General features: G+C 68.5%; 16 protein-coding genes. 13 read left to right on the forward strand and 3 right to left on the reverse strand.

All coding sequences use genetic code 11. The features are described 5' to 3' along the window. Positions 1–47: 47 nt before the first annotated feature. On the forward strand, positions 48–977 hold the full coding sequence (locus tag IG65_RS0104880) for a sulfurtransferase (protein ID WP_030513609.1): 930 nt from the start codon (positions 48–50) through the stop codon (positions 975–977). A 121-nt stretch (positions 978–1,098) separates the two neighbouring features. Further along, positions 1,099–2,916 (forward strand): acetyl/propionyl/methylcrotonyl-CoA carboxylase subunit alpha, encoded by a 1,818-nt coding sequence (locus IG65_RS0104885; RefSeq protein ID WP_030513610.1) that lies wholly within the window; start codon positions 1,099–1,101, stop codon positions 2,914–2,916. Positions 2,917–3,007: 91 nt separating this feature from the next. On the opposite strand, the gene IG65_RS35725 is transcribed toward IG65_RS0104885, so the two are convergent. Then, complete coding sequence (locus IG65_RS35725) at positions 3,008–4,519, reverse strand: serine/threonine-protein kinase (protein ID WP_051755355.1); 1,512 nt, start codon at positions 4,517–4,519, stop codon at positions 3,008–3,010. Between the two features lie 290 nt (positions 4,520–4,809). Between IG65_RS35725 and IG65_RS0104895 the strand changes: the two genes are divergently transcribed. The 7 genes from IG65_RS0104895 (at position 4,810) to IG65_RS0104925 (ending at position 9,523) form a co-directional block, all read left to right on the forward strand. Further along, the gene (locus tag IG65_RS0104895) at positions 4,810–5,262 is read left to right on the forward strand and encodes a DUF1707 domain-containing protein (RefSeq protein ID WP_030513612.1); all 453 of its coding nucleotides are present in this window, start codon (positions 4,810–4,812) and stop codon (positions 5,260–5,262) included. Further along, on the forward strand, positions 5,262–5,600 hold the full coding sequence (locus tag IG65_RS0104900; RefSeq protein WP_030513613.1) for a hypothetical protein: 339 nt from the start codon (positions 5,262–5,264) through the stop codon (positions 5,598–5,600). Before IG65_RS0104895 ends, IG65_RS0104900 begins: the two co-directional genes overlap by 1 nt. A 132-nt stretch (positions 5,601–5,732) precedes the next feature. Continuing rightward, positions 5,733–5,969: a hypothetical protein gene (locus IG65_RS34390; protein WP_036523144.1), complete on the forward strand. Its 237-nt coding sequence runs from the start codon at positions 5,733–5,735 to the stop codon at positions 5,967–5,969. A 71-nt stretch (positions 5,970–6,040) separates the two neighbouring features. Continuing rightward, positions 6,041–6,889, forward strand: coding sequence for a biotin--[acetyl-CoA-carboxylase] ligase (locus IG65_RS0104910; protein WP_051755357.1), 849 nt, complete (start codon positions 6,041–6,043; stop codon positions 6,887–6,889). Between the two features lie 29 nt (positions 6,890–6,918). Beyond that, positions 6,919–7,467 (forward strand): PH domain-containing protein, encoded by a 549-nt coding sequence (locus tag IG65_RS0104915; protein WP_030513614.1) that lies wholly within the window; start codon positions 6,919–6,921, stop codon positions 7,465–7,467. A 61-nt stretch (positions 7,468–7,528) separates the two neighbouring features. Beyond that, the gene (locus IG65_RS0104920) at positions 7,529–8,206 is read left to right on the forward strand and encodes a response regulator transcription factor (protein ID WP_030513615.1); all 678 of its coding nucleotides are present in this window, start codon (positions 7,529–7,531) and stop codon (positions 8,204–8,206) included. Positions 8,207–8,212: 6 nt separating this feature from the next. Next, a complete protein-coding gene (locus tag IG65_RS0104925) occupies positions 8,213–9,523 on the forward strand; it encodes a HAMP domain-containing sensor histidine kinase (protein ID WP_030513616.1) in 1,311 nt (436 codons plus the stop codon). 9 nt (positions 9,524–9,532) lie between these two features. Here the strand turns inward: IG65_RS0104925 and IG65_RS0104930 are convergent, their stop codons facing one another. Beyond that, positions 9,533–10,078 (reverse strand): GtrA family protein, encoded by a 546-nt coding sequence (locus tag IG65_RS0104930; protein ID WP_030513617.1) that lies wholly within the window; start codon positions 10,076–10,078, stop codon positions 9,533–9,535. Positions 10,079–10,229: 151 nt separating this feature from the next. Here IG65_RS0104930 and IG65_RS0104935 point away from each other — a divergent pair, with 151 nt between their 5' ends. After that, the gene (locus tag IG65_RS0104935; protein ID WP_030513618.1) at positions 10,230–11,432 is read left to right on the forward strand and encodes a 5-(carboxyamino)imidazole ribonucleotide synthase; all 1,203 of its coding nucleotides are present in this window, start codon (positions 10,230–10,232) and stop codon (positions 11,430–11,432) included. A gap of 67 nt (positions 11,433–11,499) precedes the next feature. Next, complete coding sequence (purE, locus tag IG65_RS0104940; protein ID WP_030513619.1) at positions 11,500–11,973, forward strand: 5-(carboxyamino)imidazole ribonucleotide mutase; 474 nt, start codon at positions 11,500–11,502, stop codon at positions 11,971–11,973. Here the strand turns inward: purE and IG65_RS37590 are convergent. Then, positions 11,970–12,140: a hypothetical protein gene (locus IG65_RS37590; RefSeq protein WP_156055486.1), complete on the reverse strand. Its 171-nt coding sequence runs from the start codon at positions 12,138–12,140 to the stop codon at positions 11,970–11,972. The genes purE and IG65_RS37590 overlap by 4 nt on opposite strands. A 171-nt stretch (positions 12,141–12,311) precedes the next feature. Here IG65_RS37590 and IG65_RS0104950 point away from each other — a divergent pair, with 171 nt between their 5' ends. Together IG65_RS0104950 and IG65_RS0104955 are read left to right on the forward strand one after the other, a co-directional pair. After that, positions 12,312–12,992, forward strand: a complete 681-nt coding sequence (locus IG65_RS0104950; RefSeq protein ID WP_030513620.1) for a TetR family transcriptional regulator — start codon at positions 12,312–12,314, stop codon at positions 12,990–12,992. A gap of 183 nt (positions 12,993–13,175) precedes the next feature. After that, positions 13,176–14,333: an acyl-CoA dehydrogenase gene (locus tag IG65_RS0104955; protein WP_030513621.1), complete on the forward strand. Its 1,158-nt coding sequence runs from the start codon at positions 13,176–13,178 to the stop codon at positions 14,331–14,333. Positions 14,334–14,363 lie beyond the last annotated feature (30 nt).

Consider the following 14,363-nt stretch of genomic DNA (forward strand, 5'->3'; position numbering starts at 1 on the left):
TACTGCCCAGCCGCCCATCGTCTACCACGCGTGAAGGATCTTCCACCGTGCCCGTCGCTCCGGACTCTCATCCATCCTTCGGCTCTCATGCATATCCACAACGATTGGTAACCACTGAGTGGCTGTCGGCAAACATCGGTACGCCGGGCCTCGCGATCGTCGAGTCCAACGAGGACATCCTGCTCTATGACATCGGCCATGTGCCAGGGGCGGTCAAGATCGATTGGCGCGCCGAGCTTACCGATCCGCTCACCCGCGACGTGATCGACGGCGCCCGTTTCGCCGAACTCATGCGTGCCAAGGGCATCGCGCGCGAGGACACGGTCGTCGTCTACGGCGACAAGGCCAACGGCACCGCCGCGGCCACCGCGTGGGTCTTCGGCCTGTTCGGGCATCCGGATGTGCGGCTGCTCGACGGCGGCCGGGACGCGTGGATCTCCGAGGCCCGCGACACCACCTTCGAGGTGCCGGACGTCGGGTTGGGGGAGTATCCGGTCGTCGAGCGCGACGATCGCAGCGCCCGGGCATTCCTCGACGATGTGCGCGCCTGCCTGAACGACGGCGGAACGGGCGCCGGACTGGTCGACGTGCGCGCGGTGAGGGAGTACACGGGCGACGACGACCGCATCCGGGACCGCCCGGAGGAACAGTCACTGCGCGCCGGGCACATTCCGACCGCGATCAACATCCCGTGGACCGCGGCCGTGGGCGGCGACGGCCGATTCCGTAGCCGGTCGGAGCTCGAGCAGATCTACGCGCCGCTGCTCGGCGCCGAGGACACCATCGTCTACTGCCGCATCGGCGAACATTCGGCACACACCTGGTTCGTGCTGACGTCGCTGCTGGGCGTGGCGAATGTGCGTAACTACGACGGCTCCTGGACCGAGTGGAGCAACGCTGTGCGCACGCCGATCGTCAAGGGAAGTGAACCGGGTTCGGCTCCGGCCGCCGTGTCGGCGGCGGCACAGTCCGTCTAGGGTGTTGTTCACGTCACGGGGGTCCGGGCTACTGTTCGGTAGCCCTATCCCTGTTCGGAGTCTGTTGGCACACTGCCTACACTCACCCGAGACGTAAGTTGTCCAAAGCACAGGAGGCTCAGTGCCCAGCCATGCCAGCGCGCAGATCACGAAAGTCCTGATCGCCAATCGGGGCGAGATCGCGGTGCGTGTGATCCGGGCCGCCAAGGATGCCGGTATCGCCAGTGTCGCCGTGTACGCGGAACCGGACGCGGACGCGCCATTCGTCAAATTGGCCGATGAGGCATTCGCGCTCGGGGGGCAGACCTCGGCCGAGTCGTACCTGGTCTTCGACAAGATTCTCGACGCGGCGCGCAAGTCCGGCGCCGACGCGATCCACCCCGGTTACGGCTTCCTGTCCGAGAACGCGGATTTCGCCCAGGCCGTCCTGGACGCCGGGCTGATCTGGATCGGCCCCTCGCCGCAGTCGATTCGCGATCTGGGTGACAAGGTCACCGCTCGCCACATCGCCGAGCGCGCGCAGGCTCCGATGGCCGCGGGCACCAAGGATCCGGTGAAGGACGCGAACGAGGTCGTCGAGTTCGCCAAGCAGTACGGCGTCCCGGTGGCCATCAAGGCCGCCTTCGGTGGTGGTGGCCGCGGCATGAAGGTCGCCCACACCATCGAGGAGATTCCCGAGCTGTTCGACTCCGCCACCCGCGAGGCGACCGCAGCCTTCGGCCGTGGCGAGTGCTTCGTCGAGCAGTACCTGGACAAGGCCCGCCACGTCGAGGCCCAGGTGCTGGCCGACAAGCACGGCAACGTCATCGTCGCCGGCACCCGCGACTGCTCGCTGCAGCGCCGGTTCCAGAAGCTGGTCGAGGAGGCGCCCGCGCCGTTCCTGTCCGACGAGGTCCGCGCCAAGATCCACGAGTCCGCCAAGCGGATCTGCAAGGAGGCCGGCTACTACGGCGCCGGCACCGTGGAGTACCTGGTGCAGGGCGAGACCGTGTCGTTCCTCGAGGTCAACACCCGCCTGCAGGTCGAGCACCCCGTCACCGAGGAGACCTCGGGTCTGGACCTGGTGCGCTGGCAGTTCCGCATCGCCAACGGCGAGGAGCTGACCATCACCGAGGACCCGACCCCGCGCGGTCACTCGATCGAATTCCGCATCAACGGTGAGGACGCCGGTCGCGGATTCCTGCCGGCACCGGGCCCGGTCACCGTCTACAAGGAGCCGTCCGGCCCCGGCGTGCGCGTCGATTCCGGCGTGGTCGCGGGCAGCGTGATCGGCGGACAGTTCGACTCGATGCTGGCCAAGCTGATCGTCACCGGCGAGAACCGCACCCAGGCGCTGGAGCGGGCCGCGCGTGCGCTGGCCGAATACGAGATCGAGGGCCTGGCGACGGTGCTGCCCTTCGACCGCCACATCGTGACCAACCCGGCGTTCGTCGGTCACATCACAGCTGACGGCTCCGAAACTTTCGACGTCTACACCAAGTGGATCGAGAACGAGTGGGAGAACACCATCGAGCCCTACACCGGTGGCCGGCCCATCGAGGACGAGGACGAGGGTGCGCGCCAGACGGTGGTCGTCGAGGTCGGCGGCCGCCGCCTCGAGGTGTCGCTGCCGGGCCAGTTCAGCGTGGGCGCGGGCGCGGCCGGCGCCGCGGGCAACGGGGCGGGCGTGATCCGCAAGAAGCCCAAGCCGCGCAAGCGTGGCGGCGCGGGCGCCTCGGCCGCCTCCGGTGACGCCGTCACCGCGCCGATGCAGGGCACCGTGGTCAAGGTGGCCGTCGAAGAGGGCCAGTCCGTCGAGGCCGGCGACCTGATCGCCGTGCTCGAGGCCATGAAGATGGAGAACCCGGTCAACGCGCACAAGTCCGGTGTGGTCACCGGTCTGGCCGTCGAGGCCGGCGCCGCCATCACCCAGGGCACCGTGCTCGCCGAAATCAAGTAGGCAGCAAGCGATTTCGTGAAGAACCCCGCTCCGCAACGGAGCGGGGTTCTTCACGTTCTGGGTAGAGAACCGACGGCAACGCGCACGAGACCTAACCGGCGTGCGGAGAGTGTTGCTTACCGGGCTCTGTCGGTTTGTCGTGTTTGTTCTCGGAATAGCTTGTGGCATGCGGGATTTGGAAAGGGGGCGGCAGCACGCCGGTGGGGAAGGGCAGCAGCCGCGGTGGGATGACCGCGGTCGTGTATTCCGGTTCCGGGGTCGTCGGGACCGCGGTGGTCGGTGCGGGCGTGGTGACCTCGGGAGGGGTGGTCGACTGCTGGTCGGAGGGAGTGTGGGAGCCGCTGCTCAGCAGGGCCGTGCACCCGGCGACGACCGCGAGGGCGACGATGGCTGCGCCGATCAGCGCGGCGGCGACGGTGAGGGCCGAGCGGCGTGGCGGTGCCGGTGAAACCTGCTGTGCCGCTGAGGACAAGGGATGCGGCCGGCTGGATGGTCCGAGTGCTGTGGGCGGTGCGAGGGCATCGGCCGGTGTGCGCGGGCCCGGCAGGACGCGAGTCGGCCGTGCCGCACCGCGCGGCCGCCCGGCCGCGGCACCCGCGAATCCGGGCACGGGGGCCGGTCCGGAGTCGAATCGTCTGGTCGTCGCGGGTTGCGCGGCCGCCAGGGGCGAAGGACCGAGTTGTCCGCGTGCCGCTGGTGCGGGCCCGGGCTGCCCGCTCGCCTCCGGTGTCGCGACTGGATGCGGCGTCTGCGACTGCTCGGATTGCAGGACCGGCGGTGGGTGGTCGACGGTAATCGTTCCCGCCGCGGCCCGGGCCGCCGCCGCCAACTCGCCCGCGGTGCGGTACCGGTCGTCCGGCCGTTTCGCCATCCCGCGGGCGACGACGGCGTCGAGCGCGCCGGGAACGTGAGCGGCGACCGCTGAGGGGCGCGGCGGAGGCTCGTGCAGATGGGCGTGCAACTGCCGGACCGCGTCGGTATCACCGAACGGCCTTCGCGCGGTGAGGCATTCGTACAGCACGCAGGCCAGCGAGTACACGTCCGAGCGGGAGTCGCCGTGCCCGGTGAACCGTTCCGGCGCCATGTAGGCGAGCGTGCCGACCGTGAAACCCGTTGCGGTGATGGTGGTTTGCCCCGCCGCGCGAGCGATTCCGAAGTCGATGAGATACGCGAACCCGCTGGGGTGCACGATGATGTTGGCGGGCTTCACGTCCCGGTGCACCAGCCCGGCCGCGTGGGCGGCGTCGAGCGCCTCGGCGATCTGCGAGATCAGATCGATCGACTCCGGCACCGCCATCGCACTCGACCGCACCAGCCGCGCCAGATCCACACCCGGGATGTAGGCCATATCCAGGTACAGCCGCCCGGCGTATTCGCCGAATCGATGGATCGGTGCGATATGCGGATTCTCCAGATGCGCTCCGATCCGGGCCTCGCGCTCGAACCGCCGCCGGTAATCCGCGTCCTCGGCCGCGCTCCCGGACAAGATCTTCAGCGCGACGGTCCGCGCATCCGCCGGGTCGTACGCCAGCCACACCTCCCCGGCCGAACCCCGGCCGAGCAGTCGATCGAGGCGGTACCGCCCGAACTCCCGCGCCGTCATCGCATCCGCCCGAGGTGCCTACCGGGCGGGATGAGGGGGCCGGGGGCACGGCGGCTCGCCGGTATCGTCCGCGCCCCGAGCCTCGCGTCGCTGGTCTGCGGCCGCGTCTCGGTACTCGGCTGTGGTGCTGGACCGGTCGTCGCGGCGACGAGCGGGGCGGCAGCGGTGCCGATGCCGCGCTGGCGGAACATGAGACCGACGATAGTGCGGATGTGCGACCGGCGGTACCGCGGGTGGAATGCCGCGGCGACGGGCCCGCTCACCGGCGCCCCGCGCGGTAATCTCGTGCCATGGCTGATTCTCCCGACGTCCGCATCGGTACCGCGGAGCGCGAGCAGGCGATGCAACGCCTGTCGGAGCACTTCGCCGCCGGGCGGTTGTCGGTCGCCGAGTTCGACGAGCGCAGCGGTCTCATCGCCGCGGCGGTGACGCGAGGTGATCTGGCGCCGGTGTTCAGCGACCTCCCGGCCGTCGTGCCGGAGCCGCCGGAACCGCCGGAACCGGCCGCCGCGCAGCCGGGTGGGCGGCGCGAGTTCGCCGGTTCGATGATGGGCCTGGTGGTGATCATCGCGCTGGTGCTGTTCTTCACCACCCATACCTGGCTCTGGTTCCTGCTGATCCCCGCGGCCGGCATCATCACCGGCGGCCTCCAGCAGCGCGGCCACGATCGCCGGCTGCTCGACGGCGACGACCACCGCCTGCTCGACCGCCGCCGTCGCCGCGACCGTCGCCGGAGGTTCTGATGGAACCGATCGAAATCAACGCCGGCAGTTGGTATCTGCGTGCGCTGCGTGCCGACGACCGCATCGACGACCGCCCGGCTCTGGCCGACGGCGGCATCACCGATCCCGGCTATGTCGAACGCCGTGCCCGCGAATGGGCGGAACAGACCGGATATTCGTGGGCGGTGTGCGAGCCGACCACCGCGGAACTGGTCGCCGAGATCGTGGTGACGCCGCAACCCGATGGCACCGCGGAGATTTCGGGCTGGTCGCGCGAGGGCTACGATTCCGCGCTGCAGTCCGGCCTGACCGCGGTGAGCCGATTCGTCGCCGGAGCCCTGGGGCTGCAACCTCTGTAAGGCGCGCCGAACGCCCTGTGCCGCAGCGCTTTTCCCGTCGAGCGGCCGGGGTCGCCGATTAAATCGGTGGATTGCCGGGTGTCCGTACCCGTACCGTGAAGACTCCGAAATCAAGCACTGGGGAGGTGCGCGATGTGGGAGTGGAGTAAATCGGTCGCGGAACGGGCCACCGCGACAGCGTGGACCCGGTCGGCCGGGGAGCCGGAGCCGACCGTCGTGGATCCGGAAGTCCGGGCCGAGCGGCCGGACGAGCAGGCGCCGGAAGAGCTCGGCGAATGGGCCTCCGACGCCGTTATGGCATATGGCGGAGCAGGCGCCGGAGGACCGGTGCGCTCGATCCATCTGCCGGAGTACGACCTGGCCCGATGAAAGGAACCGGGAGGCGGGTGCCGCTCACATGGCGGTGCCCGCATCTTGGTGCCGTCCCCGCGAACCGTCCGATGCGGAGCGGCACAACGACCGTCCGAGCAGGCAGGAGTAGCCTGCGAGGCGTGCAGAGGCCACCGTTGGACGCCGATATCCTGCGACATGCCGTCGCCGAACAGCCCGACCTGTCGTTCTTCTCCCACATCGATGTGGTGGAGTCGACCGGTTCGACCAACGCGGATCTGATCGGGGTGGCGGGCGATCCCTCCTCCGATCGACGGGTGCTGGTCGCCGAATATCAGGACCGCGGTCGCGGCCGCCACGAACGGTCGTGGGTGAGTCCGCCGCGCGCGCAGATCGCGATGTCGATTCTGGTGCGGCTCGGCGGTATCGAGCCGGCCGTCCTCGGCTGGTTGCCGCTGCTGACCGGTGTCGCCGTCGTCGACGCGGTCCGCGAAACCACCGGACTGGACGCAAATCTCAAGTGGCCCAACGACGTTCTGATCGGCGGCCGCAAGGTGGCCGGCATCCTGGCCGAGGTCGCCTCCGGGGCGGGCGCGCCGGCGGTCGTGGTCGGCGTCGGGCTCAATGTGAGCCTCACCGAGGACGAACTGCCTGTGCCGCACGCCGTTTCGCTGACCCTGGCCGGTGCGGAGAACGCCGATCGCAACGAGTTGGTCCTCGCCCTGCTGCGCGCCTTCGCCCGCCACTTCACCGAATGGCGGACGGAGAACTGGAATGTCACGGCGCTGGCCGACGCCTACCGTGCCCGGTGCGCCACCCTCGGCGCCGACGTGCGGGCGGAACTGCCCGGCGGCGAGGTCATCACCGGCGTGGCCACCGATATCGACGCCTACGGCCGCCTGATCATCGGCGATCGTTCGGTATCGGCGGGCGACGTCACTCATCTTCGCCCGGCATAGCGGGCCGAATCAGGGGGTAGGGTTCGCATATGAGTTATCCGGAGGAGCTGCTCGCGCCGGACGAGCAGCTGCTACTGCACCGTCATCCGCATTGGAAGATGTTGTTCGTGCCGGCGCTCACCTTCATTCTCGCCACGGCGCTGGCCGGATTCCTGAGCGGGCTGGCCTGGCGCAACACCGAGGGCACCACGCGCAACGCCGTTCTCATCGCGATCGTCGTGGTGTGGGCGCTGCTGGTCGTGTGGCGTTGCCTGTCGCAGGTGATCCGTTGGAAGTCAACGCATTTCATCATCACTGACCGGCGGGTGCTGGTGCGGGAGGGCGTGCTCACCCACACCGGCATCGACATTCCGATGAACCGCATCTCCAGTGTGCAGTTCCGCCACGGGTTGTCGGACCGGTTGCTCGGCACGGGCACGCTGATCATCGACGCCGCCTCGGGTGATCCGTTGGAGTACGACGACATTCCGAACGTGCAGAAGGTGCATTCGCTGCTGTACCACCAGGTCTTCGACAACCCGCACGGCGATCCGGGCCACGAGCAGTATCAGGACCCTCGCTACGGCGGCCGTCGGTAGCGGCGGGCCGCGGTTCGGTGGCGCACGCCCGATCGGCCCGGTTCGCCAGTAATCTTGTGCTGTGACCGCCGTACTGCTGGCCGAGGACGATGAGGCCATCGCCGCTCCGCTGTCGCGAGCGCTGGGGCGCGAAGGCTATTCGGTAACCGTCGAGAGCTTCGGCCCCGCCGTGCTGCGCCGGGCGCTGGAGGGTGAACACGATCTGCTCATCCTCGATCTAGGGCTGCCCGGTATGGACGGCCTGGAGGTGTGCCGCCAGGTCCGTGCCCGCGGCGCCGATCTCGCGGTGCTGATGCTGACCGCCCGCACCGACGAGGTCGATTTCGTGGTGGGTCTGGACGCCGGCGCGGACGACTATGTCGGTAAACCGTTCCGTCTCGCCGAACTACTGGCCCGTGTGCGAGCCCTGTTGCGGCGCAGTGGCATCGGCGACGAGGCGGTGGAGATCGGCGGAGTGCGGCTCGAACCCGCCGCACGTCGGGTGCTGGTCAACGGCCACGAGGTGAATCTGGCCAACAAGGAGTACGAACTGCTCAAGGTGCTCATCGACCGGGCCGGGCAGGTCGTGCCGCGCGAGACGATTCTGCGCGAGGTGTGGGGCGACGCCGATCTGCGCGGCTCCAAAACCCTCGACATGCACATGTCCTGGCTGCGCCGCAAGATCGGCGACGAGGGCCCGGTCGCGGAGCGGCGCATCGTCACCGTGCGCGGTGTCGGTTTCCGCTTCAACACCGATTGATCGCCGATGCGGCGCCGAATTCTGCTGTCCATGCTGGCGGCCCTGACCCTCACCACCGTGGTGCTGGGTATCCCCCTGGCGTTCACCGCCTGGCAGTGGGTGGCCGATATCACCCGCAGCGATCTGCGGGCCCGCCTGGATCGCATGTCGGTGGAGATCGTCGGCCAGGAGCGTGAGGACGGGTTGGTCCACGGCGTGCTCGACCTGCGCTCGGTGCGGCCGCTGATTCCGTCCGGCGGACGTCTCACGATCATCTATCCGACTCCGGAGGACGCCGCGCTGCGTGTGGACGCCGGGGCGCCGGAGGTCGACAACCCGGTGGTGGAATCGCTGTCGATGGGCACGTCGGGCTCGCTGCGTCTCGAGGTGCCCGCCGCCCCCATGCATTCGATGCAGCGGCAAGCGGTGGGCGCGGTGGCGTTGGTGGCGCTGGCCTCGCTGGCCGCGGGAGCCGCCGTGGCGGTGGTGACCGCGCGGCGGGTCGCCGATCCGCTGCGGGATGTGGCCGCCCGTGCCGCGCGGCTGGCGAAGGGCGATTTCCGGCCGGACCCGCGCCGGCACGGCATCACCGAACTCGACCGGGTCTCGGATGTGCTCGATTCGGCCACGGTCGAGATCGCGGGCCGGCTGCAGCGCGAGCACGCCCTGGTCGCCGACGTGTCCCATCAGTTGCGCAGTCGCTTGACGGCGGTGCGGCTGCGCCTCGACGAATTGTCGGCGCATCCGGACCCGGCGGTCGTCCAGGAATCGGAGGAGGCGATGGCGCAGGTCGATCGGCTCACCGAGGCGATCGACGAGTTGGTCCGCGATTCCCGCGACCAGGACGCCGCCGATCACGAACCGGTCCCGGTGGTCGCGGAATTGCGCGGGGTTGTCGCCGAATGGCGGCATCCCTTCGCCGAGGCCGGCCGCAAACTCGTGCTGTCCGGCGATCCGGCCCTGCGCGCGCCGGTGACCGGACCGCGGTTGCGCGAGGCGGTGGCCGTACTGGTCGACAACGCGCTGGTGCACGGCGGCGGAGACTGCTCGGTGTCGGTGCGCACCGTCTACGGCGGGCCCGACCGCGAACCGCTGGTGGCGGTCGAGGTGGCCGACGAGGGCGAGGGGGTCAGCGACGAACTGGCACCGCACATCTTCGACCGCGGCTTCTCCGGCGCCGGCTCGACCGGGGTGGGGCTGGCGCTGGCGCGCGCGCTGATCGAAGCCGATGGCGGCCGGTTGGAACTACAGCGACGGCGTCCGGCGCTGTTCGCGGTATTCCTCGGTAAGCCGACCGCGGGGCGGTCGGGTAACGGCGTCATCGGGGAGCCCCGCTGAACGGTGGGTTCAGCTGAAGCCGAGCGGTTTCTCTTCCTCGTACAGTTCTTCGAATTCTTCGACCAGTGCGTCGATTTCGTCGGGGAACACCCAGCGCTTCATCGCCCAGAATCGGAACACCATCTGCAGGATGTTGCCGATGATGAACGCGCTGACGAAGTCGGCGATGTTCTCCACGGTCAAGCTGACATCGGGAACGTGCAGATGGAAGAAATACCGCGAAACCCACAGCGGGAGATTCGACAGCAGCACACCGATGGCGCTGACCACGAAGAACAACAGGGCTTCGTGGTGTTTCTCACGACCGCCGCGACCCTTGAACGACCATTCCCGGTTCAGGATGTAGGACGCGATGACCGCGATTACTCCGGAAATGATCTTGGCCGTGATCGGTTTCGAGTCGAGAACCGTCAATTTGAGGATGTAGAAGATACCGCTGTCGATGACGAAAGTGGTCGCTCCGACAATCGCGAACTTGATCAGCTCGTGATGACGAATAGCGAGGTCCCGTAGTGTTTTGGGGAGGATGTTGACCACATCGTCGACAAATGGCACCCGGTGAGTCTACGTCCGTCCCGCGCTGGGCAATCAACCCGCACTCATCCCCGCGTGTGGGCGCATGACAACATGGTGGGCTGTGAGCGAGCGTAGTGGGCCATCGATGGACCCCTCCACCGGGGTGCAAGAGGTTGCCGAGGGTGAACCGATGCCGGTTTCGCGCAGTTTCGAAGGTGGTGGATTGCCGACCGTCGCGATGATCGGCGGCGGGCAGCTGGCGCGAATGACGCATCAGGCCGCCGTGGCGCTGGGGCAGTGCCTGCGGGTCCTGGCCGAGCGACCCGACGATCCGGCGGCCCAGGTCAGCCCCGAGCTGGTCCTCGGATCGCATACCGACCTGGCGGCCCTGCGCAAGGTTGCCGTCGGTACGCACGCGGTGACCTTCGATCACGAACATGTGCCGACCGAACATCTGCTGGCGCTGGTGGCCGAGGGCGTGAACGTGCAGCCGCCGCCGGTCGCGCTGGTCTACGCCCAGGACAAGCTCGCGATGCGGCGCAAACTGGCCGAGATGGGCGTGCCGGTCCCGGCGTTCACCGCGGTCGAGAACGTCGCGGATGCCACCGGCTTCCTCGCCGAACATGGTCCGTTCGTGCTGAAGGCGGTGCGCGGCGGCTACGACGGGCGCGGCGTGTGGATGATCGACGACGCCGCCGAGGCCGAGCGCATCGTCACCGACCAGCTCGGGCACGGTGTGATCTTGCTCGCCGAGCAGCGGGTGGATCTGAAGCGTGAGCTCTCCGCGATGGTGGCGCGCTCGCCGTTCGGGCAGGCCGCGGCCTGGCCGGTGGTAGAGACCGTGCAGCGCGAGGGCCAGTGTGCCGTGGTGATCGCGCCCGCGCCGCAGCTGTCGGACGAGGCCGCGACCGAGGCCGAATCGCTGGCTCTGCGGCTGGCCGCCGAGCTCGGCGTCACCGGTGCGATGGCCGTGGAGCTGTTCGAAACCCACGCCGGTGAACTGCTGGTCAACGAACTGGCCATGCGCCCGCACAATTCCGGGCACTGGGGGATGGACGGTGCCGTCACCGGGCAGTTCGAACAGCATCTGCGCGCGGTTCTCGACTATCCGCTCGGCGCCACCACGCCGCTGGCGCCGGTGACGGTCATGGCGAACATCCTCGGCGCGGCCGAGGCGCCGCCGATGTCGATGGACGAGCGGCTGCACCACCTGTTCGCGCGGATGCCGGAGGCGAGGGTGCATCTCTACGGCAAGGGCGAGCGCCCGAAGCGCAAGATCGGGCATGTGAACATCCTCGGTGACGATGTGGCCGAGGTGCGGGAGAAGGCCGAACGGGCGGCGTACTGGATGTCGCACGCGGTGTGGACCGATGGATGGGATCCCCATGAGTGACAAAGAGGAGGGCACAGCTGTGTTCGATGGTCGCTCCGCAGGCTCCGCTCCGGCGGTCGGCCTGATCATGGGCAGCGATTCCGACTGGCCCACGATGGAAGCGGCCGCGGAAGCGTTGGCGGAGTTCGGGATTCGCTTCGAGGTCGGTGTCGTCTCGGCGCATCGCACGCCGCAGCGCATGCTCGACTACGCCCGCGAGGCCGCCGGTCGCGGCGTCAAGGTGATCATCGCCGGTGCCGGTGGCGCCGCCCACCTGCCCGGCATGGTCGCCTCGGCCACCCCGCTGCCGGTGATCGGCGTTCCGGTGCCGCTGAAATACCTCGACGGCATGGACTCCCTGCTGTCGATCGTGCAGATGCCCGCCGGCGTCCCCGTCGCCACGGTCTCCATCGGCGGCGCCCGCAACGCGGGCCTGCTCGCCGTCCGCATCCTCGCCGCCACCGACCCCCACCTGCGCACCCGCATGGAACAGTTCCAGGCCGACCTGGAAAAACTGGTCCTCGACAAGGACGAAGCCCTGCGCACCCGCCTGCTGGGTTAGGACGATCCGGGCGGTGCCGCGAGCATCGCCCGGAACTGCTCGGCGGTCACCGTCGAACGCGCCGTGGGATTTTCGACCATGAAGTTCATCGGTGACAGCAGGCCGTTCTCATCGAGCCCCCACGCGCCGGGCATCAGGACGTACTTCTTCTTGCTCGCGCCGGACAACCGCGAACCCGACGAAGATCGCCGATAGGACGATGATTCCGGCGATACTCGAACTCGCCCCCGGCTGCCACCGCAGCACCCATCGATACCCGGGCGGTGTCGTCGGAGTACCCGCACTCTCCTCGTACGGCGCAGACATGGTCGCTCGAACATACCGATTACCGTTGTGGGGTGCCCAGCGACAATTCGACCCCCGTTCGTGCTGCCGACGCCGCGGAGTTTCGGCTGGCTGTGGTCGATCACGCGTTGCGGCTGTTTGCCGAGCAGGGGTACGAGGCGACGACGGTGGACGAGATCGCGGAGGCGGCGGGGATTTCGCGGCGGACGTTCTTTCGGCAGTTCCGGTCGAAGGAGGATGTGGTCTTCGCCGACCACGAGGAGCAGCTCGCCCGGGCGAAGGCGTATCTGGCTGCGGCGCAGGGGGATCCGTGGGATGCCGTGCGGGAGGCGGTGGTCGGGATCTTCGAGCGGTTCACCGAGACCAGGGAACTGGCCGCGCGCCGGTATCGAGTGGTCCGGCAGGCCTCGGCGCTGCGTGACCGCGAGATCGTGACCGTCTTCCGGTACGAACGGCTGTTCACCGACTATCTGCGCGATCGGCTGCCGGAGGCGCCCGATCTCACGCTGATCCAGTTCAGTGCGGCCGTCACCGCCACCCACAACTATCTGCTGCGCCGCATGGTGCGGGGCCGATCCGAGGCGAGCGCGGCCGATCTGCGCGCGGCGGTCCGGGCGATCGCGTCCCCCGGTGCGGCCCCGGAGCCGGGTGAGATGGTGGTCGCGGTCTTCCCGCGCGAGATGCCCGCACGGCAGGTCGCCGACCTGCTGGCCGACCGCCTCGATAATCTGTGAACCGGGCCGCCTAATCCAGGATTTGGCACTGAGTGCCACGGAGGATTCCGGCTATCCCCTCACGTCGTCGCCCTCGGACGGCGTATACTCGAAACCGACTGGCACTGAGTGCCGAGGTGCGCCAGTGTAGTGCCGGGATTCGCGGACCAGGCGAATCGAAATCCCACGACCAGGAGTGAACCCATGGCGGGCAACCCCGATTTCGAACTGTTCAAGTTGGACGACATCCACGACGAGTTGCGCGCGGCGATTCGCGGCCTGGCCGAGAAGGAGATCGCACCGCACGCCAAGGATGTCGACGGCAACGCCCGGTTCCCGCGGGAGGCCCTGGACGCGCTGAACGCCGCGGGCTTCAACGCGGTCCACGTCCCCGAGGCCTACGGCGGCCAGGGCGCCGACTCCGTCGCCACCTGCATCGTCATCGAGGAGGTCGCCCGCGTCTGTGGTTCGTCCTCGCTGATCCCGGCCGTGAACAAGCTCGGCACGATGGGCCTGATCCTGCAGGGTTCGGAGGAGCTGAAGCAGAAGGTGCTGCCCGACCTCGTCGAGGGCAAGATGGCCTCCTACTGCCTGTCCGAGCGCGAGGCCGGTTCGGACGCCGCCTCCATGCGCACCCGCGCCAAGCGCGACGGTGACGACTGGGTGATCAACGGCTCCAAGTGCTGGATCACCAACGGCGGCCAGTCCACCTGGTACACCGTGATGGCGGTGACCGATCCGGAGAAGGGCGCCAACGGCATCTCCGCGTTCATGGTCCACAAGGACGACGAGGGTTTCGTGGTCGGCCCGCTCGAGCACAAGCTGGGCATCAAGGGTTCGCCGACCGCCGAGCTGTACTTCGAGAACTGCCGCATCCCGGGTGACCGGATCATCGGCGCCGAGGGCACCGGTTTCAAGACCGCGCTGCAGACCCTCGACCACACCCGGCCCACCATCGGCGCGCAGGCTGTCGGCCTGGCCCAGGGTGCGCTGGACGCCGCGATCGCCTACACCAAGGACCGCAAGCAGTTCGGCAAGGCCATCGCCGATTTCCAGAACACCCAGTTCATGCTCGCCGATATGGCGATGAAGGTCGAGGCCGCGCGCCTGATGGTCTACACCTCCGCCGCACGCGCCGAGCGTGGTGAGAAGAACCTGGGCTTCATCTCCGCCGCCTCCAAGTGCTTCGCCTCCGATGTGGCGATGGAGGTCACGACCAACGCCGTGCAACTGTTCGGCGGCGCCGGCTACACCACCGATTTCCCGGTGGAGCGGATGATGCGCGATGCCAAGATCACCCAGATCTACGAGGGCACCAACCAGATTCAGCGTCTCGTGATGTCTCGTCAGCTGCTCAGGTGATGTTTCGCTGATCTTATTGACGCTGGAGGC

The organism is Nocardia sp. NRRL WC-3656, assembly GCF_000720265.1.
Taxonomy (GTDB): Bacteria; Actinomycetota; Actinomycetes; order Mycobacteriales; family Mycobacteriaceae; genus Nocardia; species Nocardia nova.